21 protein-coding genes and 3 pseudogenes are annotated in these 16,423 nt (G+C 60.5%); 4 read left to right on the top strand and 20 right to left on the bottom strand.

Annotated elements, in window-relative coordinates; translation table 11 throughout:
- Nucleotides 1–230 precede the first annotated feature (230 nt).
- The 3 genes from trxA to nox all read right to left on the bottom strand — a co-directional run bounded on the left by trxA (nucleotide 231) and on the right by nox (nucleotide 2,959).
- Entirely contained in the window at nucleotides 231–554 is a 324-nt protein-coding gene (gene trxA / locus QM600_RS21985; protein ID WP_283263663.1) for a thioredoxin, read from the bottom strand.
- Between the two features lie 38 nt (nucleotides 555–592).
- A complete protein-coding gene (gene trxB / locus QM600_RS21980) occupies nucleotides 593–1,624 on the bottom strand; it encodes a thioredoxin-disulfide reductase (protein WP_283263662.1) in 1,032 nt (343 codons plus the stop codon).
- Nucleotides 1,625–1,771: 147 nt separating this feature from the next.
- Entirely contained in the window at nucleotides 1,772–2,959 is a 1,188-nt protein-coding gene (gene nox, locus QM600_RS21975; protein ID WP_283263661.1) for a 4,4'-dithiodibutanoate disulfide reductase, read from the bottom strand.
- A 99-nt stretch (nucleotides 2,960–3,058) separates the two neighbouring features.
- Here nox and QM600_RS21970 point away from each other — a divergent pair, with 99 nt between their 5' ends.
- Nucleotides 3,059–3,622: a helix-turn-helix domain-containing protein gene (locus tag QM600_RS21970; RefSeq protein WP_283263660.1), complete on the top strand. Its 564-nt coding sequence runs from the start codon at nucleotides 3,059–3,061 to the stop codon at nucleotides 3,620–3,622.
- Nucleotides 3,623–3,624: 2 nt separating this feature from the next.
- On the opposite strand, the gene QM600_RS21965 is transcribed toward QM600_RS21970, so the two are convergent.
- Entirely contained in the window at nucleotides 3,625–4,380 is a 756-nt protein-coding gene (locus QM600_RS21965) for an RsmA family anti-sigma factor (protein ID WP_283263659.1), read from the bottom strand.
- A 63-nt stretch (nucleotides 4,381–4,443) separates the two neighbouring features.
- Nucleotides 4,444–4,770, bottom strand: a pseudogene (locus QM600_RS21960) (sigma-70 family RNA polymerase sigma factor); the annotation flags it as partial.
- A gap of 273 nt (nucleotides 4,771–5,043) precedes the next feature.
- Between QM600_RS21960 and QM600_RS21955 the strand changes: the two are divergent.
- On the top strand, nucleotides 5,044–5,301 hold the full coding sequence (locus tag QM600_RS21955) for a hypothetical protein (protein WP_283263658.1): 258 nt from the start codon (nucleotides 5,044–5,046) through the stop codon (nucleotides 5,299–5,301).
- A 90-nt stretch (nucleotides 5,302–5,391) separates the two neighbouring features.
- Here the strand turns inward: QM600_RS21955 and QM600_RS21950 are convergent, their stop codons facing one another.
- From QM600_RS21950 to QM600_RS21890, 13 genes are all read right to left on the bottom strand, one after another.
- On the bottom strand, nucleotides 5,392–5,634 hold the full coding sequence (locus QM600_RS21950) for a hypothetical protein (protein ID WP_283263657.1): 243 nt from the start codon (nucleotides 5,632–5,634) through the stop codon (nucleotides 5,392–5,394).
- 252 nt (nucleotides 5,635–5,886) lie between these two features.
- Nucleotides 5,887–6,288, bottom strand: a complete 402-nt coding sequence (locus QM600_RS21945; protein WP_283263656.1) for a hypothetical protein — start codon at nucleotides 6,286–6,288, stop codon at nucleotides 5,887–5,889.
- A 110-nt stretch (nucleotides 6,289–6,398) separates the two neighbouring features.
- Nucleotides 6,399–6,587, bottom strand: coding sequence for an HNH endonuclease signature motif containing protein (locus QM600_RS30000; protein WP_283263664.1), 189 nt, complete (start codon nucleotides 6,585–6,587; stop codon nucleotides 6,399–6,401).
- 232 nt (nucleotides 6,588–6,819) lie between these two features.
- Complete coding sequence (locus QM600_RS21935) at nucleotides 6,820–7,692, bottom strand: phage major capsid protein (protein WP_283263655.1); 873 nt, start codon at nucleotides 7,690–7,692, stop codon at nucleotides 6,820–6,822.
- A gap of 142 nt (nucleotides 7,693–7,834) precedes the next feature.
- Nucleotides 7,835–8,302, bottom strand: coding sequence for a hypothetical protein (locus QM600_RS21930; RefSeq protein ID WP_283263654.1), 468 nt, complete (start codon nucleotides 8,300–8,302; stop codon nucleotides 7,835–7,837).
- On the bottom strand, nucleotides 8,299–8,628 hold the full coding sequence (locus QM600_RS21925; protein WP_283263653.1) for a hypothetical protein: 330 nt from the start codon (nucleotides 8,626–8,628) through the stop codon (nucleotides 8,299–8,301). Before QM600_RS21925 ends, QM600_RS21930 begins: the two co-directional genes overlap by 4 nt.
- Before the next feature lie 208 nt (nucleotides 8,629–8,836).
- Nucleotides 8,837–9,055, bottom strand: coding sequence for a hypothetical protein (locus QM600_RS21920; RefSeq protein ID WP_283263652.1), 219 nt, complete (start codon nucleotides 9,053–9,055; stop codon nucleotides 8,837–8,839).
- Nucleotides 9,052–9,339 carry a WhiB family transcriptional regulator gene (locus tag QM600_RS21915; protein WP_283263651.1) on the bottom strand — a complete coding sequence of 96 codons (288 nt, stop codon included), beginning with the start codon at nucleotides 9,337–9,339 and terminating at the stop codon, nucleotides 9,052–9,054. The genes QM600_RS21920 and QM600_RS21915 overlap by 4 nt, the downstream gene beginning before the upstream one ends.
- Complete coding sequence (locus QM600_RS21910) at nucleotides 9,336–10,553, bottom strand: AAA family ATPase (RefSeq protein ID WP_283263650.1); 1,218 nt, start codon at nucleotides 10,551–10,553, stop codon at nucleotides 9,336–9,338. Before QM600_RS21910 ends, QM600_RS21915 begins: the two co-directional genes overlap by 4 nt.
- A 38-nt stretch (nucleotides 10,554–10,591) precedes the next feature.
- Entirely contained in the window at nucleotides 10,592–11,329 is a 738-nt protein-coding gene (locus QM600_RS21905) for a bifunctional DNA primase/polymerase (RefSeq protein WP_283263649.1), read from the bottom strand.
- Between the two features lie 216 nt (nucleotides 11,330–11,545).
- Nucleotides 11,546–11,878, bottom strand: a complete 333-nt coding sequence (locus QM600_RS21900) for a hypothetical protein (protein WP_283263648.1) — start codon at nucleotides 11,876–11,878, stop codon at nucleotides 11,546–11,548.
- Entirely contained in the window at nucleotides 11,875–12,273 is a 399-nt protein-coding gene (locus tag QM600_RS21895) for a hypothetical protein (RefSeq protein ID WP_283263647.1), read from the bottom strand. The genes QM600_RS21900 and QM600_RS21895 overlap by 4 nt, the downstream gene beginning before the upstream one ends.
- A gap of 107 nt (nucleotides 12,274–12,380) precedes the next feature.
- The gene (locus tag QM600_RS21890) at nucleotides 12,381–12,629 is read right to left on the bottom strand and encodes a helix-turn-helix transcriptional regulator (protein ID WP_283263646.1); all 249 of its coding nucleotides are present in this window, start codon (nucleotides 12,627–12,629) and stop codon (nucleotides 12,381–12,383) included.
- A 92-nt stretch (nucleotides 12,630–12,721) separates the two neighbouring features.
- Here QM600_RS21890 and QM600_RS21885 point away from each other — a divergent pair, with 92 nt between their 5' ends.
- A complete protein-coding gene (locus QM600_RS21885; RefSeq protein WP_283263645.1) occupies nucleotides 12,722–13,300 on the top strand; it encodes a helix-turn-helix domain-containing protein in 579 nt (192 codons plus the stop codon).
- On the top strand, nucleotides 13,281–14,477 hold the full coding sequence (locus QM600_RS21880; RefSeq protein ID WP_283263644.1) for a tyrosine-type recombinase/integrase: 1,197 nt from the start codon (nucleotides 13,281–13,283) through the stop codon (nucleotides 14,475–14,477). Before QM600_RS21885 ends, QM600_RS21880 begins: the two co-directional genes overlap by 20 nt.
- A gap of 8 nt (nucleotides 14,478–14,485) precedes the next feature.
- On the opposite strand, the pseudogene QM600_RS21875 reads toward QM600_RS21880, so the two are convergent.
- Nucleotides 14,486–14,764: pseudogene (locus QM600_RS21875) on the bottom strand (sigma factor); the annotation flags it as partial.
- A 60-nt stretch (nucleotides 14,765–14,824) separates the two neighbouring features.
- A pseudogene (locus tag QM600_RS21870) lies at nucleotides 14,825–16,423 on the bottom strand (protein kinase family protein); the annotation flags it as partial.

Here is a 16,423-nt window from a genome sequence, read left to right as displayed (position 1 = left end):
CGCTTTCACGTCGAATGCTGGAGGGGATGTGATGCAGGTATCCCAGCTTCGTCAACGTGCCCCGAATCTCGGCGACGGCCGGGCCGTGATCACCGTGTCGGAGTCGATGCATGCGTGAAAACCTCTCGGATCGGGTTAAAGAATTCGATCGATGTGCCTGGCAGTGGACCTGAGCAGGCACATCGATCGATTATCTCAGAAAATCTGGGGATTGCGAGAATCCCCCGAACTCACAGTACGTCTGCGAGTTCCTTGAGCAGTGCAGCTTTACCCTTGGCGCCGACGATGGTCTTGATCGGCTTTCCGTCCTTGAACAGGATCAACGTCGGAATCGACATGACCTGGAAGTCGCGAGCGGCAGCCGGGTTGGCGTCGATGTCGAGCTTGGCGATGGTCAGCTTGTCGCTGTTCTCACCGGCAATTTCTTCGAGAACCGGAGCGACCATCTTGCAAGGGCCGCACCAGGTTGCCCAGAAGTCGACCAGAACGGGCTTGTCACTGGCCAGAACGTCCTGCTTGAACGAATCGTCGGTGATGGTGACGGTATTCGACACGATTACTCCTCGAGGGTTGTGATTCAGTGACGGGTGAGTCAGGGGGCTAAAGTTGTTGCATTTTCGGCTGGGCCTTGGACATCAACGGCGTGACCCGCTGCGTCGAGGGTGTTGGCGGTGATGTCGCCACGATCGGCAAGCCAGCGTTCGGCGTCGATTGCGGCGGAACATCCGGTGCCGGCAGCAGTGATGGCCTGACGGTACGTGTGATCGACCAGGTCGCCGGCTGCAAAAACGCCGTCGACGGAGGTGGCAGTGGAACCCGGGGCGACGCGGACGTAGCCGGCGTCGTCGAGATCGACCTGGCCCTTGACGAGCTCACTGCGCGGATCGTGGCCGATGGCGACGAACATGCCCGTGATGTCGAGGGTGGACGTCTCGCCCGTAACGGTGTCACGGACCTTCAGCCCGGTGACGCTGTTCTCGCCCAGGACCTCGAGAGGTTCGGTGTTGACGAGGAATCGGATCTTCTCGTTCGCCTTGGCTCGCTCGAGCATGATGCGCGACGCGCGGAACTCTTCGCGGCGGTGCACGAGGGTGACGCTGCGCGCGAAGCGGGTGAGGAAGGTTGCTTCTTCCATCGCGGAGTCGCCGCCGCCGACCACGACGATGTCCTGGTCGCGGAAGAAGAAACCGTCGCAGGTGGCGCAGGCGCTGACGCCGCGGCCCAGAAGACGCTCTTCGCCTTCGATACCCAGGTAACGCGCTGCAGCACCCATAGCGAGGATGATCGCGTGTGCCGCGTAGGTCTCGCCGTTTGCGACGACGGTCTTGATCGGCTTGCTCAGATCGATCTCGTCGACGTCTTCGGTGCGGATGTCGGTGTCGAAGCGCAGAGCCTGCTCACGCATCTGTTCCATGAGGTCAGGGCCCATGATTCCTTCGCGGAATCCGGGGAAATTCTCGACCTCGGTGGTGGTCATGAGGGCGCCGCCGAACTGGGTTCCCTCGAAAAGCAGGGGCTGGAGCTCAGCACGCGCGGTGTAGACACCAGCGGTGTATCCGGCGGGGCCGGAACCCACAATGATGACGTCATGGACCGTGGGCTTCTCTTCCAGCGGGGTGGTCATGCGAGCCTTCCAGTAGTTAAAGAGCCGACTCGTCGTTCTTCGAGAGCCGTACCGATCAACACCAGGATAGGGGGTGTTGTTCCCGCCCCGGCCAGGAAAGTGGTTTGGCCCTCAATTGGAGTCTGCTGGAAGTCTCGCACCGGTAGTTCAGGTGCGCAGGGCCTCCCTCACGACGCAGCGAGTTCCGGTGTAGATGGTGGGCATGCATTTGTTGCAGTGGATGCACAGCCCCTCGGCGACGCTTTCGTCCTGAAACTTGTTGACCAGCTGAGGGTCTCGCAGAAGTGCGCGAGCCATCGCGACGAATTCGAAGCCTTCGTCCAGTGCATGGTCGATGGTATCGACTCGATTGATGCCACCGAGGAGGATGAGTGGCATCTTCAAGGCTTGCCGGAACTGGCGGGCGAAGGGAAGGAAGAAACCTTCCTCGAACGGGTACGTCGGGAAGAGTTTGGGGCCGTAGAACTTGAGTCCGTACCCGACGAGTTTGGGCTGGGAAGCAACAAATTCTGCCAGTGGAACCTCGCCGCGAAAGAAGTACATTCCATTGAGAAGTGAACTACCGCCGGTCAATTGTATGGCGTCGAGGTGGCCGTCGGCCTCGAGGATCTTGGCGATGGGCAGGCTTTGATCGAGCCATAGTCCTTTGGGGACGCCGTCGGACATGTTGAACTTCGCGGTGACCGCAACCGACGAGCCGGCAGCGCGACGGACCGCTTCGATGACTCGACGCGGGTACTCGGCGCGTTTGGCGACGCTGCCGCCGTACTGATCGTAGCGCTTGTTCAGGTTGGGGCTCATGAACGAACTGAGCAGGTAGTTGTGGCCGAGGTGCACTTCGATGGCGTCGAAACCGGCGTCGACGGCTATCCGGGCGGTGCGCTCGTAGTCGTCGACGACGCTGTCCAGTTCCGCGAGCGTCGCGCCTTTCACGATTCCCATAGCCGGCGGACTCAGGCGCGTCGACGGCGCCAGGGTCTTGGTCTTGTTGGAGATGGTGTTGGCGACGAGACCGGCATGACCGATCTGGGCGGCCGCGAGTGCGCCTTCGGCGTGGACGGCGTCGGTGAGACGGCGTAGTCCGGGCAGGGACTGCTCGTTCATGACGAGGGTGTCGCGGTGCACGCGTCCACCAGGTGAGACGGCGCAGTAGGCGACAGTGGTCATTGCGGCGCCGCCGCGAGCTACCTCGGCGTGGAAGTTGATCAGATCGTCGGAGACTGCTCCGCGCGGCATCACACCTTCGAAAGTGGCGGCTTTGATGATGCGGTTCTTCAAGGTCAGAGGACCGAGAGGGGTAGGTTCGAAGATCACAGGTCGAGACGGTGAGGTCATGTTCTACTTCCGATGGGCGCCCGATTTATTACGATGCCAGTGGACTCGTATGTCTGACGATATAGCGCCGCCGCCGAATCTGTCCGACAATTCGACACGATGAATGCCACAGGATCCGGTCGCCCACGAGACCCACGCATCGATGACACAGTTCTCGAGGTCACACGCTCCATGCTTCTCGAGGTCGGATGGGAGCAATTGAGCCTGCGCGCTATTGCGGCCCGGGCCGGCGTCAGTCGGGCATCCATGTCCCGGAGATGGCCGTCCAAGGCGCACCTGGTTCTGGGATCGATCCTCGGCGCGACACCTGATCTGTCGCCTTTCGAGGGGGCAGACCGGGAAGGGTGGATTCGCTGGGTGGTGGACGGAAGCACGCAGTTGTTCTCGCGGCCCGAGGTTCGCGCTGCCGCGCCCGGCCTGCTGGCTGCATTGCGCGATCACGACGATCTGCGCAACGAGCTCTGGCGCGGTTTCAGTGGGCCCAGCACCGCATTGTTTCTTCAGAACTCGAATGATCCGGAAGCTGCACTGCTGGATGCAAAGGCTGTGCTGGTGATGGCTTCTGGAGCTGCCATGTTCTCGAGTCTTATTGCGGTGGAAGATGATACGGATGAACTGCGCGCCAGAATCCTGGAACTGCTGCTGCCGGCGGCAGAAGTCTGATATCAGCCGATAGTGTTGAGTGACAATAGGTTCGGGTTACCGGGGCGGCAGTCGAGCCCGACTGCGAGAGCGGAAATCTGAAGAGGTTCGTTGCCGCGCAACAAGAGAACTACAGCCGGGGTTCCTTGAATCATGACCTCGCCGGAGCCCAGAATTGGTTGATCTTCGGGGAATCCGTTTGCGAGCAGACATTCGGAAAGCCTTGTCGGATCTTCGAGTGGTCCAAGTTTTTTGGAACCGATCAAGGACAGGAAGCTGTCGGGGGTCGGGTCTTCGCTCGAGCTCGGAGTTGATTGCGCGGTGGGTATTGGCTGTGTTGTGAGATCAGGCTCGGGCTGGCTGGGGCGTACCGCAATCAAGACGGCTACGACGGCAATAGCTGCCGCAGCGGCTCCGCCGATCGCCCACCCTCGTCGTGAACGTCGTAACGGCACCACATTGGGCGTGAAGTTCGGGGAATCGGAATTCCTTTGTGCCCATTCGCTATCCAAGGCCGCATAGATGCGAGCGGCCAGTTCTGGCGGAATGCGATCGGTGTCGGTAGAAGTGTGGTTGACGTTGTCGCCCCGGGTGCGCAGCACCTGTGTCACGTTGTCGAGATTTCGGACGAACGACAGCGCGTCCGGGTCTGCTTCGACCAGAGGCCACAAAGTTTCGCTGGTTTTCGGATCGAGAACGCCGGCGTGAAGATCAGCCAGAAGATCCTCGGAAAATGGTGGGGCAAGAACAGACGGACCAGGTACAGATGAATCTGTCATGAACCTTCCCCTTCCTTGGTGGCAGCGCACACTATTGCGCTCACAAGATTGGACGCGGTGGCATCACGATCGGTTCCCTGCGTCGCCGAACTGGGCCAATTCGCCCGCAAGACGCTTCCGGGCACGAGCGCAACGACTCTTCACGGTCCCTACCGGAATTCCCAGGCGCAGTGCGGCCTCGGCCACGGGATAACCCTCCATGTCCACAGCCACGACGGCAGCGCGCTGCTCAGGAGGCAGTGCGGCCAATGCTGCTTCGACGGTCATGCTCATGTCCACTGCTTCGACGCCGTCGCGGGGGTCCCGTGGTTCCTCGACGTTGTCCGCCGACAATGACAGCGCCTGGCGAGACTTGTTTCGTCGTATCCGGTCCAGGCATGCATTGACGACATATGCCTTCTCGGGCGTTGGTGAGAATTGACTGGATACGAGCAAGGCTCTGACCAGCGGATAAGCGTGTTTCTGCCGTTGGCATGATCTGGGTTGTTTTGGATCTACTGCGTACCGACTGCGTACCGAAGGTGTCGGCATTGCCGACATCCCTGTCGTGGGCATACGTCAGGCGGATGCTCACGAGAGTGACATTGCGTCACTCTCAAATCCGGCGTCTTCGCTATAAGCGAACCGCGCCCAGGCAAGTCGGACAGCCGACATACTTCGTTCATGACTTACATCGTGGAACTTGCCCGTCTGGATACAACGCGAAGCGTTAAATACGACATTGTGGAGGGAGCTGATCGAATCTCCGTGACTGACTCAGGTGTTCTGCTTCTGCATCCCGCCATCGATGCTGACGCAATCGCGGCATATCAGCCGGGTGAATGGGCAAAGGTTCATAAGGATGCTGTTGTTCGTCGCGCTGACTCAGAGAAGATCTACCAACTGCTTTCTGTTGCGTCGTTCAATAAGGAAGAGAAATAGGGTTCGTGGTTCATTTGCTGACCTGATCGGTGATCCACCCTCCGCGCGCGGAGGGTGGATCCATCTGTGGGGAGATTGACCACGGTTGGACTACCCGGTCTCCTCCTCGAACGCCGCCCGAGGATCATGCTCACCACCACCGAGCTCCCAAATCATCGTCGACCGTCGTCGGCCGGCAGCTTCGTGGATCCGGTCCAGTTCCGACGACACGGGATGTGGGTGCAGTCTTAGTCGCGGCAACGGCTCGGAGGTCAGCTCTCGGATGCGATCAAGCTCGGCTGAGGTGAAGTTCCGAACACCCGACTCGACTGCAGTGTGTCGTTTACGCGCCATCCTCGGCCACCTCCACCCTGCCGTCAGGGAACACCCGGAACATCACACTTGGACGACGACGTGACGCCTCGGGGCTCAGCTTCCAGCCCTGCACAGTCACCGACTCCCCGACCTCGAGTGCATCGAGGAGATGCCGGGACCGTGTGAAGCCCGGATGCCTACCGTCGTACCTCTCAAACGTGGACTGCTCCCGGTCTAGAAGCCGGGCATACTCCGACCCGGCCCGAGGGCCAACAACTTTCGCACGCGCCATCAGGACTTACCTGCTTGCCACTTCTGGCGATCCCAGCGACTGTTCGCCGCTTTCGCGTGTTGACGGGACTTCGGCGACAACTGCGCACCGCCGGCGGCAGCATCCTCGGGAAGTTGCAGCTGATCGAGGAGCTTCGCCAGAGCTGAACGCGCAAGCCGGACTTCGGTCACCGCGGGGTGCAGTCTCATCTGCCCAGTCGAGCCTGTAGCGGTCAGACCGTCCGTGGCAATGGTCGAATCGAGCTTCTCGATTGTGTCGGCCTGGGACTCGATCAGGGCCAGCAAAGCCAGCTCTCGGGTGTCCCATTCCCATATTTGACCGTCCTTTGAAGCCTCTTTCAGGGTCTTGTCGAGGTCTCTTCTTAGCTTCTGACCTGCCGAAACAGGCTTTCGTGGTGCCATTGTGTCCTCCAAAAAATGAATTGTTCGTAATGCATGCGGACTTAGCTGCTAAGCCAATCGCCAGCCCGTGAGAGTGCTTGGGGAGCAGCTCCCCAGGGTGTTTGTGCTGGTCAGAGCAGTCCTGGATGCCTCTCAGCTGGTCGGTGGCGGCTGCTCTTCGCTCTCCCGACCCGGGCTTCACGCTGCGTCTTGATCTCATGGCACCGGGCACACAGGACTTGAAGGTTGGTCATGTCGTCGGTGCCTCCGGCTTTGACGTTGATGATGTGGTCCACCTGCACGCCCGGCTGCCCACACATCCGGCAGCGGTTGTGATCTCGATTGCGGACCCTTCGGGCCAGGGATGCCGGCACTCCTCGGTATCGGTCCGGCTCAGTACTCCACGGCATTGGTTCTCTCCTCTAGGTATGGGTCAGGCCACCCGGTCGCACGCCCAGGTGGCCTGACTGGGGTCACGCGGCCAAGTCCACGTTTCCCGTTGTTCCAACGCGAGATCGCACGTTCATCGCGTTGGAAGAATTGGTGTTGTTGTCAGATCTTCTTGAAGATCTTCACGATCGCTTCTTCGTGAGGAAAGACGAAGCCAGCGCGAAGAATTGCGCGAACTGCGATTCGATCCGACGTGAAGTAAGCGGACTCGTCGACCGCGAGCTCTGCACTTTCGCGCACTGCTGTGTGAATTCGATCCTTCGGCAAAGCCCAAATTGTTCCGAGTCGAACAGCGGAGCTCGGCAGGATCGGCACACCGAGCACCACGCGCTTGGATGGTGAGGTGGCATCGGTGCCGAGTAGCGGCTCGTTGGATCCTGTTGCCTTCTTCACCTTTGCGAGTGTGAGGAGATCGGCGGGGTTGGCAACGAAGTGGTCGATGGTTGCGCCGACCTCTTCGGCCTTGCTGATGGCTTCGGCAAACACATCTGTGTTGACGATGGTTCCACCCGTGTCGACCTCCGACACCCCCACTACGTCCTCCAGCCCGAGGGGTCGGTTGCCATTGCGGACCACCGGGGGGCCGGCTGCAGTGACGTTGGTGCCGAAGAATGCGGCGTCGAGCTTGCGGGCCAGGTCGCGGGCCAATCCCTTACCCACGAGGTCGGTTGCCTCGGGGCTGGAGTCGCGGGCCATCTCTCGGCTGATGATGGTCAGGCCGGCGAGCTTACGAGGGATGACTGAGGTCTCGTCGAGATCAGGGTCCGATACTCCGATCTCGGCACCTTCGGCCGTCCACTCTGCAGTGGGGTCAGCGGCCACGATCGGGACGCGGTATTCGTGGACGCCATCGGGAAGTGAGACGACTGTCGAGACCTGGAGGCTGAGTGCTTCGCGTTCGACGGGACGGGTGACCAGCTCTGCGATTTCCTCGGGGAGGAATGTGCGGGGCTGGCCGGGGGTGTAGAGAGACATGTGTTCTGCGCCTTTGCGTCAGGAGGGATGATTGGTGAACACGCTTGCGGCTCTGCCGTTTTGCGGTTGCCCTCCTGGGGCTGCGGTGCGCAGTTCCAACCCACGGGGTCGAATGTCTGCGCACCGCAACTGTATCAGGTGATTACTTGCCGCCCAGGGCCTTCGACCAGCTCGTCTCGCTATCGACTCGGGCGGACGCTACGCCCTGCTGTCGATTCGGCTTCGGGGTTCGAGGGGTGAGTGCCAATCCGAGAGTGCTCACTGCTGTTGTGATTGCGGTGGATACCTTGTCGGGGTCGATCTCTCCGTCCTCGGTGAGCAGGTCTTTCATTTCCACGCCCGATGCCCAGAAGCCGGCGGCTTTGAATCCGGCAGCGTCGCACGCAGAGGAGATGACTTGGCGTTGTAGCGAATCCAGCCGGTTGGCGAAGGTGTCGCGTTCGGTCTCGGTATCCCGAAGGCGGCGACGGTACTTCGCGGCCTCGTTGTCGGGCTTCGCTTCTGCCTCGGGTGTTTCGGGCACCTCGGGGGTTGCGGGATCCCGCAAAGGCTCCGGGGTGACCGGGGTCGGTTCAGCTTCGGGGGTGGTGGGGTTGATGGGTGCAGTCATTGTCGGGCTCCTTGGTTTTCGGGGTTCTGTGTCTTCTTGGATTCGAGCAATTCGAGTACTGGCCAAGTCCGGCGTCGGACAGTTCCGGTCAGGTACTCGACGGTTGTGTCGAGAAGCTCGGGCGGTTCGTGCCCGAGGTGGATCAGTAGCGTTCGCTCGGCTGGTGTTGCCGGCCGCTTCCGTGGTCCGCGAATCCTTTTCGAGGCTTCGTAGTCGGCGTACTGCGTCGAACCCTCGGCGTCTGCAAGGTCTCGGGGTAGGTGGTCGAATGTCAGCCAGCCGCGCGGGTCGGGTTGTGGGAGTTGGTTTCCGATGTCGTCGCTCATGGGTTGATTCCTTCCAGTGCGTCGTGGATCTCGTCGGCGAGGGTTCGGGCGTCGGCGAGAGGTAGAGCAACGGGTCCGATGTGGCATTGTCCGTCGATGACCTTCACTGCCCATGGGCTGCGATGTTTTGAGCAGTTGCCGGATGCTGATCGGGTGTTGTTCTGGCACAACGGCTCTCGGCATGTTCGTTGCCGCTTCCGTTTTCGGTTCATTGCGGTTCGTGAGCGCCGGCAGCTTCGCCCCACTCCTTCTGCGCTTCGAGGACTACGACCTTGGCCTCGAGGACCACACACTCTGCGTTCAACTCACCGAGCAACTCTTGCGCCTCGGGCATCGACATCTGAGTCCATCGCTTGCCGCGGCGTTCGAGTGTGAGTTCGTTGATCTTTCGGTATTCGTCGAGACTGAGGTTCGTTGGTGCCTTCACGATGCCTTCCTTCGATTGTCGGTGAGGCCCTGTAAACGCCCGGCCCAAATTCCTGAGGTTGTGTCGTCTTCATTGGCTGCGGTCTCGCAGTGCGCCGCGACCGGGCAGCGCCGGCAGATGCTGCGGGCTTGGTGGTGCCGCGCTTCGCGTTCCTCGGGCGGTTCGTTGCCCTCGTCGAGGATGTCGTCGAACAGTGGTGCGTGGCCGGCGCAAGCCGCTCCAGTCAGTCGGATATCGACCAGAGCGGCGAGCAATGCCACAGGTTGCGGCTTCTGGCGACTCATGCCGGAACTCCACTGGCTTCGGCGACGATGCAGCGGACGCACTTGCCGGACTTTCCGAGTGGCTCTCGGCAAGTCGGACAGGCAGGGTGCACGTCTCGCGTAGATCCTGCGCCCTGCTCCCTGCCCCCCTCTGCACCCCCTCTGACCTCACAGGGAGCAGGGAGCACGCTCACAGGTGTAGCAACTTCTTCCGGCTCGGTGCTCCCTGCTTTCTCCCACCACCACGGCCCCGGATTCTCGGGTCGAAACGCCCGAACGTTCAGCCGAGTTTTCGCCCGTTTCGCTTTGTCCTTGGTGAAGCCAGCCTGATCTGCTGCGGTGTAGATCTCGGTCGCAAGCACCGGGCCGGGTGTCAGCAGGGCACCGAGCCAGGTGTCGATTTCCTCGTTCGATGAGTTGCCGTCGTTGCTCGGTCGCGAGGAGTCGCGGAGCACATCTCCCACGCTTCGATCCGAGTTGCCGACGATCACGAACCGACCGACCTCTGCCGTCTTACCCGAGTCCGTCACCACTTCCTTGGACTCGATTCGGTACGTCAGCGCCAGGTCTTCCTCGCCGATGGAGTTCTTCTCCTGGCTCATGATTCGGTCACCGTCGTCAGAGTCGGGATCTTTCGCGAAGCCGAACACCGAGCGGGCAACTTCACCGAATGCCGACGAACCGTTGATGCCGGCCACCACGTCGCCGTTGCCGGACTTGTTCAGGTGAGCGATACCGAGCACCACGCCGTCGATGGTTTCGGCGAGCTTGGCCCACGGTTCCACGAGTGAGCGGACCTCGTTGTTGCGGTTGATGTCCGTCTTCGATCCGATCGTCGACATCAGTGGATCTACGACAACGAGCTTCACCTCATGTTCGAGCATCAGTGCGGTCAGGTCGGCCATATCGTGCGAGGACAGAAAGCGCACTTCCTCACCGCCGATGTCGACCTTCGGAATGAGTACTCGATTCATATCCGCGCCGGCAGCTCGGAGTCCGGGCTTGACGACGTACTTCGAGGACTCCTCTGCTGCGATGTAAGCGACGTTGACAGGCTTTCCTTCCCAGTGACCGGCAAGGGTGCCAGTGGACGCACTAGCTGCGATCCACCGACCTCCCGTCGACTTGCCGGCACCTGGCCGACCGGCGAACAGCGCGAGTGCTCCCAACGGGATTCGCCCCTTCCCGTCGTAGGACCACGCCCAGACCGGCACGTCGTCTTTCTCGTCGGACATTCGGACGAGACGAACTGACCTGCGAATCGGCTCATCCATTACGCTGCCCGTCCTGTCGTCCGCTGAGCTGAGCGCAGACATGTATCGAACTCTCTCTCAGTGAGACCTGTGTTCAGTGCGGCAGAGCGGATCTCAGGCACAAGGTCACTGCTCCCCCGTTCGAGTGCGCGGCATAGCGCCCAGTACGTGATGGCATTACGTCCGCCGTCGGTAGCGTCGGCAACCTTGCGCACCAACCCATCCGAACGTCGCTCGGGATTGACCGCGATCGGCTGCGGTTTGAATACCGGTGGAGTCACAAGAGGGAGCAGTTCTTGTGGGAGATTTGCGATCGGAAGGTCGCGTTCGATCCGGTACAGCTGATCGGTCTCGGGGTGAATAGAGCCGGGCATCACCGTGTATCCCGTGCGCCAGGTTTTCAGGTCGATTCCCTCATGCTGGTCGAGCTTGCCGCGCACCTTGCCCTCATGTCGGAAATAGGCGTGCCGACCGCCGGATCCCGTACGAACCACCAATGTGTCCAGAACATCAGGAACGCCAATGGATTCGAGATTGCCGCCGTTGCGTGGATCTTCGTCGAGCACCATCACTCCGTCGCAGATTCCACCCCAGTTGCAGCCGGGGTATTTCTTGGCTTGCCGATTGAGAACGTCACGATTTGTCGTCGCGTCGTGGAAACCGCCGGGGAGAAAAGCCTTCTTGCCGGTCAGGGGGAAGATCGCAAATCCACGCTCAAGCATCTGGACTGTCTCTTCGGTAACATTGATTGCGGGCACTTGGTCAGGCCCCTTCCTTGGATATGCAGGTGGCGTGGGGTTTTCGAATCTCACGCCACCTGTTGCGTTCAGCAGATACGTTGGACCGGGCCTGCAGAACTCAAGGTCAGCGTTCGTATGGAAACCTCTCCCTCTCATCGAAGCGTTGGAATCCCATGGCAATGATGACCAGATTCTCGGCGATCAACAGGAACGCAAGCGCGAAAGTTGTTGTGCTCATGCGGCTCTCCTGACCTGCTCAGCGCAACCGGCAGGCGTCACGATTGCTCGGTAGTCGGCGACGATCTCGGAAACAACGGCGGCGAACGTCTCGACGTACTCCGGCAGGATTGTCAGGTCGAAGAAGCCGCCGCCGTCCTGGTCAGAGCAGTCGATCTCGATGCGAGGGGGATCCGAGTACGGATCGTCGCCATCGTTCGCATCCCATCGTGAAATCTGCGCAGCGAAAGGACCTTTGGCGACTTGAGCAAGGATCGTGCGTTCAGCCCCGTTGTATCCGAGAGTTGCGTGGACCTGCCGACTCGTCGGCACGTTCCCGATGATGCTCATTCGGCCAACTCCAGTGCCTCGACTGCTGACACGATGGCTTCGGCGATTCCGAGCGCATGTGCCAGCGAGTACTCACGGGGTGCAGCGATAACGATCTCGGAATCTCGGACGATCAGCTGACCTGCCCGCGAAACGTGGAACTGCTGAATCTTGACGCTGCCAACGATCCCCGAAGCGGCAGGGATGAACTCACGAGAGAAGAAGCGTTCGACAGAATCGTCGTCGTGGCGCATGTCGAACTCCGGTAGATCTCCGATGCACCACTTCGGCGCCGGGATATTCGCGTGTGCGACGTTCGCCAGCTCGCACATCTCGTCGGTGCGCCGGTTGTAGTCAGCGAGGTCCGCGACCTGCTCGAGTGAACGCGGGAAGCTGGAATCATTTAGGGTGGTCATTGAATCTTCTCCTTACTTGGTGGTTTGGGTGATTCGGACGTCATCGGCCACATATGCAGCTGTAACTGCGTGGTCGGTGACGTTTTTGTTTGCTGGCGTGGATAGCATCAGGACACGCCCCCGCGAACACTGTTGCTCTCCTGCGCTACCAGCCACTCGTTCAGTTTCGACAGCTTGTAGACCACTCGCTTGCGGCCCAGGACCATTGACTCGGGCCCAGTGTTGCAATGACGGAAGTAGCGCAAAGTTCCGACGGGGATTCCTGTCATTTCGTTCACCTGTTTGGTGGTCAGGTACTTTTCGACGTCCTTGATCAGCGCGATGCTGACGGGACCGGATGATTGAGAATTGCCCATGGTTTCCTCCTAAAGAAAATAGATCTTCCGACAGAAGGATCGCACGAACCAACGCTTCCCGCAACCTCCAACGGCTGATAGCGTTTCCTCCTATGGGAAACGAAGAGGAAACGAGCTCGGTTGAAGATTGGTTTGGTCGACGGGTTCGCGAGGAGAGGGAACTGCGCGGCTGGACACAGTTCGAACTGGCGGAAAGGTTACAACAGCAAGGTATTTCACTTCATCCGTCAGCGATTGCCAAGATCGAACTACGCGACGTGGATCGACCCAGGGCGATTCGACTTGACGAAGCAAAAGCCCTATCCGAAGCATTTGGCGTGGATCTCGCTCAGATGCTGCTCGACTCCCCCTCGGCCCGGGTGCATCAGCTCGCGAAGCGGATTCGACACTGGGTCGATTCTTCAGCCGAAGAATTTGAATATGCCGAGGAATTGGCCGTCGAAGTAAGGGAGCTGCTCACCGAGGTTGAGCGAGCAAGCGGACCAGCAGAGCGAAAGCGGATCGAATTCAAACTTTGCGCGCACGATTTCTTCAAGCTGGTCAACAGTGGAACTCCAGCCTTGGTGCGACTTAGCTCGAAACTCCGGCACCCCGGTCGACGAATAGGCTTCTCGGTGCCGAGCTCCAGCAATGAAGTTGAACTGAGTGTCGATGACTCTCCCGAAGCGTAACCGGCGCGCTGGCGTCGAGGATCTGTGGTGGAAGACCGTCAAGGTTGACAACAAGGAAACCAAGGTCGAGTCCAAACTTCACGGCAAGGGAAAGCGTTGGCGTGCAAGGTATGTCGATGATGACAGCCACGAACGCACGCAACGATTTGACCGCAAGGTGGACGCTCAAAACTGGCTCAACAACATCGTGACAAGCCAAGTCACTGGCACCTACATCGACCCTGCGCGCGGGCAGATCACGTTCCGGAGTTTCTACGCAGAGTGGGCACCTCGGCAGGTGTGGGTTCACAACACCCGGCGCGAAATGGATCGCATCGACCGCACAGTGCCATTCGGTGACGTGGCAATGTCAGACCTGCGCGCAAGCCACTTCGAGACGTGGGTCAAGAAGATGCAAGATCAGCCGTTGGCGCCGACGACGATCAAGTCTCGGATGATGAACGTGCGCGCCATTCTCAAGGCTGCGATACGAGACAAGGCTCTCGCGTCCGATCCGAGCCAAGGCGTGAAGCTCCCTCGCACTCGGCGCGCAGAGGCAGCAATGGTGATACCTACCAGCGAGCAAGTGGGCCAACTCGTTACGAGTGCAGAGGATCGGTTCACACTGTTCGTTGCACTGTGCGCATTCGCCGGCCTCCGCTCTGGCGAGGCTTCGGCCCTGCAAGTCGGTGACTTCGATTTTCTGCGTCGAGACATCGAAGTGCAACGGCAATCGCAACGGATACGTAGTGGTGTGGTTGAGATACGTCCACCGAAATACGGTTCCGAGCGCACGATTTCAGCACCGAAAGAGTTGATCGAGATGGCAGCCGAACACATTCGCCTGTTCGTTCCTGGCGGTGATCCTCGGCGGTGGATGTTCCCAGGGCTCAAGGACAATCCGATGGAAACGAACATGGTCGGTACACGGTGGCGCAAAGCAAAGAAGGCAGCGGAGATTACGGATCTCAAGATGCACTCTCTGCGGCACTACTTCGCTTCGGGACTGATTGCTGCAGGGTGCGATGTTGTGACTGTACAGAGGGCACTGGGGCACTCCTCGGCGTCAGTCACGCTCGACACGTACAGCCACCTATGGCCGAAGGCAGAGGATCGGACACGGAAAGCGGCTAGCGGCCTTCTGGGTGAGGCTCTGGGATCTACTGCGTACCCTCTGCGTACCGAAGGGCCTTCTTAGGCTTCTGACCTGGGATTACACACATTGACGACAATTGCATGCAGCCAACTCCGTACCGCCGCGTCCCGACGAAACTTGGAAGCGTTGCGATGCGCGGAGAGTAAGCCCTCCTGGAGTGCGTCTGCCGCGTCCTCGTCCGAATAGCTGGTACGCCGGGCGACGTGCCATAGATGATCCTGATGCCGGGTCAGCAGTTCACGGAAAGCATGTGGATCGCCCGCCACATGTGCTGTCAGTAATTCGAAATCCGTAGCCCCGCCCCCGGTGCCCCCCCGATAAGTGTGCACGGGCGGATGTTAGCTCAGTGGCACAGCTTTCGGAGGGGGTGGGGACGGGTCGGAGTTGAATTACCGTGCGGCAGTGAACGATATGTCTGAGATGGACGTTTGATTCTGTCCGGATTGTGTGCCGAGTTCGGTAATCCAGACCAGCACGTACTGGTTCGCGCTGTCGGCGGTGACCGGAATTTCGGTCACCCCGTTCTTCAAGGTCGCCGATCCGATTTCCTTCGTCTGATCGAGCGTCGTGTCCGCAGAGGGGGCAGAACGGATTTCGACGACGGTACCCGGCGAATCGGACGTGATCGATACGTTCTTCAGGGTGGCGGCATTCTCGAGCGTGAGCATGAGTCCGACACCGTTCTTCAGCGACGGGAAGGGCTGGAAGTACGAATCCGTGGACCACTCCGTCGCGGGGTTGCCGTCGATGACGTTCTTGGCGGTGGCCGGCTGATCCGGAGTTCCCTGCGGCGAGAACACGGTGACTCGGGATGCCTTCACCGGTGCCGTAGCAACAACCGGCGCAGCTGAAGTTGTCGTGGGAGCAGTAGCTTCCGTGGTCAAACCGAAGTTCTGTTCACTCAGTGGAGTGTCGCTACTACTACCCGAGAGGAAGCTGGCAACCCACACACCGAGCAGGATCAGGACGATGACTGTGAAGACGCCGAGCGCGGTCAACGCGGCAAGCATCCGCGTCGACTTCTTCTTCTCGGCTTCAATTGCCTCGGGGTCTGTCAAGGCGTGTCCGGACATGCCCGGATCGCGATGTCCCAGACGCAGAGCCGGAATCATTTCCGTCTTGTCGTTGACAACAGATGCCTGATCGAGAATGTGTTGCACCGTTGCGGCAGTACGGATTCCACTCTCCGACTGCAATGCCCGCGTTGCGACAGCTGAGATATCGAACGGTACTTCGGGGCGGATGACGCGTACCTCGATCGGGCGTCCGGCAGCATCGCGACCAGCCGGCAGTAACCCGCCGACAGGCCCGGCCGACGGTTCCGCGAGGGGCCAGCGAGCCGTGATCAGGGCGTAGAGCATGGCGCCGAGACCACGAACGTCGCTGGTGGAATCCGCCTCGGCAAGCGTTGCGGGGAAAGCGAGTACGGCATCGCCGTTGATGCTGATGCGCACCCGATCAGGGTGATCGATGGACAGTGCGCCACCGGTGCGGTGAGCCGCCTCCGCGGCGGATGCGAGGCTGCGAACAGCGCGTGCCGCACCGATCGGCGACGGCGTCGTTTCGGCCATTTCGCGCAGTGATCGGCCCGGCGTCCATTCAGCGACGACGATGCCCCCCGAGCTTCCACGGACGACGTCGAGGACTCGCGCGAGACCTGGAGAATTGATGCGGCCCAGGCGCAATGTGCGCGAGAGCACGGACTGCGGACCGGACTGCGGGTTATCGTCGCCGCGCTGTTCCGCGTCGACGAACGTCAGGGCTACTTCGCGATCGAGTTTGACGTCGAGGGCTTCCCAGAACTGCAGTCCGCGGGTTCCGCCGTGGGGTGCCAGGAGTCGGTAGCGTCCGCCCGCGACCGAGGCGCCGGGAATGAGTTTTGGTCCGCGCGGCATCGACCGGGGCGCCGAGGCAGTGGGCGCGTTGGCCCGGGGTGCGGAAGCCTGGGGTGCCGAAACAGTGGGCGCGGAAGCAGTGGGCGCGGAAGC

Source organism: Rhodococcus sp. IEGM 1379, assembly GCF_030056815.1.
GTDB lineage: Bacteria > Actinomycetota > Actinomycetes > Mycobacteriales > Mycobacteriaceae > Rhodococcus_F.
The sequence above is the reverse complement of the archived record's forward strand: the minus strand, read 5'-3'. Positions and strand labels throughout refer to the sequence as shown.

Bases quoted from the DNA above. Each gene is read 5' to 3' on its own strand.
- trxB (WP_283263662.1), bottom strand. From the start codon at position 1,624: ATGACCACCCCGCTGGAAGAGAAGCCCACGGTCCATGACGTCATCATT.
- nox (WP_283263661.1), bottom strand. From the start codon at position 2,959: ATGACCTCACCGTCTCGACCTGTGATCTTCGAACCTACCCCTCTCGGT.
- QM600_RS21970 (WP_283263660.1), top strand. From the start codon at position 3,059: ATGAATGCCACAGGATCCGGTCGCCCACGAGACCCACGCATCGATGAC.
- QM600_RS21965 (WP_283263659.1), bottom strand. From the start codon at position 4,380: ATGACAGATTCATCTGTACCTGGTCCGTCTGTTCTTGCCCCACCATTT.
- QM600_RS21955 (WP_283263658.1), top strand. From the start codon at position 5,044: ATGACTTACATCGTGGAACTTGCCCGTCTGGATACAACGCGAAGCGTT.
- QM600_RS21950 (WP_283263657.1), bottom strand. From the start codon at position 5,634: ATGGCGCGTAAACGACACACTGCAGTCGAGTCGGGTGTTCGGAACTTC.
- QM600_RS21945 (WP_283263656.1), bottom strand. From the start codon at position 6,288: ATGGCACCACGAAAGCCTGTTTCGGCAGGTCAGAAGCTAAGAAGAGAC.
- QM600_RS30000 (WP_283263664.1), bottom strand. From the start codon at position 6,587: ATGTGTGGGCAGCCGGGCGTGCAGGTGGACCACATCATCAACGTCAAA.
- QM600_RS21935 (WP_283263655.1), bottom strand. From the start codon at position 7,692: ATGTCTCTCTACACCCCCGGCCAGCCCCGCACATTCCTCCCCGAGGAA.
- QM600_RS21930 (WP_283263654.1), bottom strand. From the start codon at position 8,302: ATGACTGCACCCATCAACCCCACCACCCCCGAAGCTGAACCGACCCCG.
- QM600_RS21925 (WP_283263653.1), bottom strand. From the start codon at position 8,628: ATGAGCGACGACATCGGAAACCAACTCCCACAACCCGACCCGCGCGGC.
- QM600_RS21915 (WP_283263651.1), bottom strand. From the start codon at position 9,339: ATGAGTCGCCAGAAGCCGCAACCTGTGGCATTGCTCGCCGCTCTGGTC.
- QM600_RS21910 (WP_283263650.1), bottom strand. From the start codon at position 10,553: ATGTCCGACGAGAAAGACGACGTGCCGGTCTGGGCGTGGTCCTACGAC.
- QM600_RS21900 (WP_283263648.1), bottom strand. From the start codon at position 11,878: ATGAGCATCATCGGGAACGTGCCGACGAGTCGGCAGGTCCACGCAACT.
- QM600_RS21895 (WP_283263647.1), bottom strand. From the start codon at position 12,273: ATGACCACCCTAAATGATTCCAGCTTCCCGCGTTCACTCGAGCAGGTC.
- QM600_RS21890 (WP_283263646.1), bottom strand. From the start codon at position 12,629: ATGGGCAATTCTCAATCATCCGGTCCCGTCAGCATCGCGCTGATCAAG.
- QM600_RS21885 (WP_283263645.1), top strand. From the start codon at position 12,722: ATGGGAAACGAAGAGGAAACGAGCTCGGTTGAAGATTGGTTTGGTCGA.
- QM600_RS21880 (WP_283263644.1), top strand. From the start codon at position 13,281: ATGACTCTCCCGAAGCGTAACCGGCGCGCTGGCGTCGAGGATCTGTGG.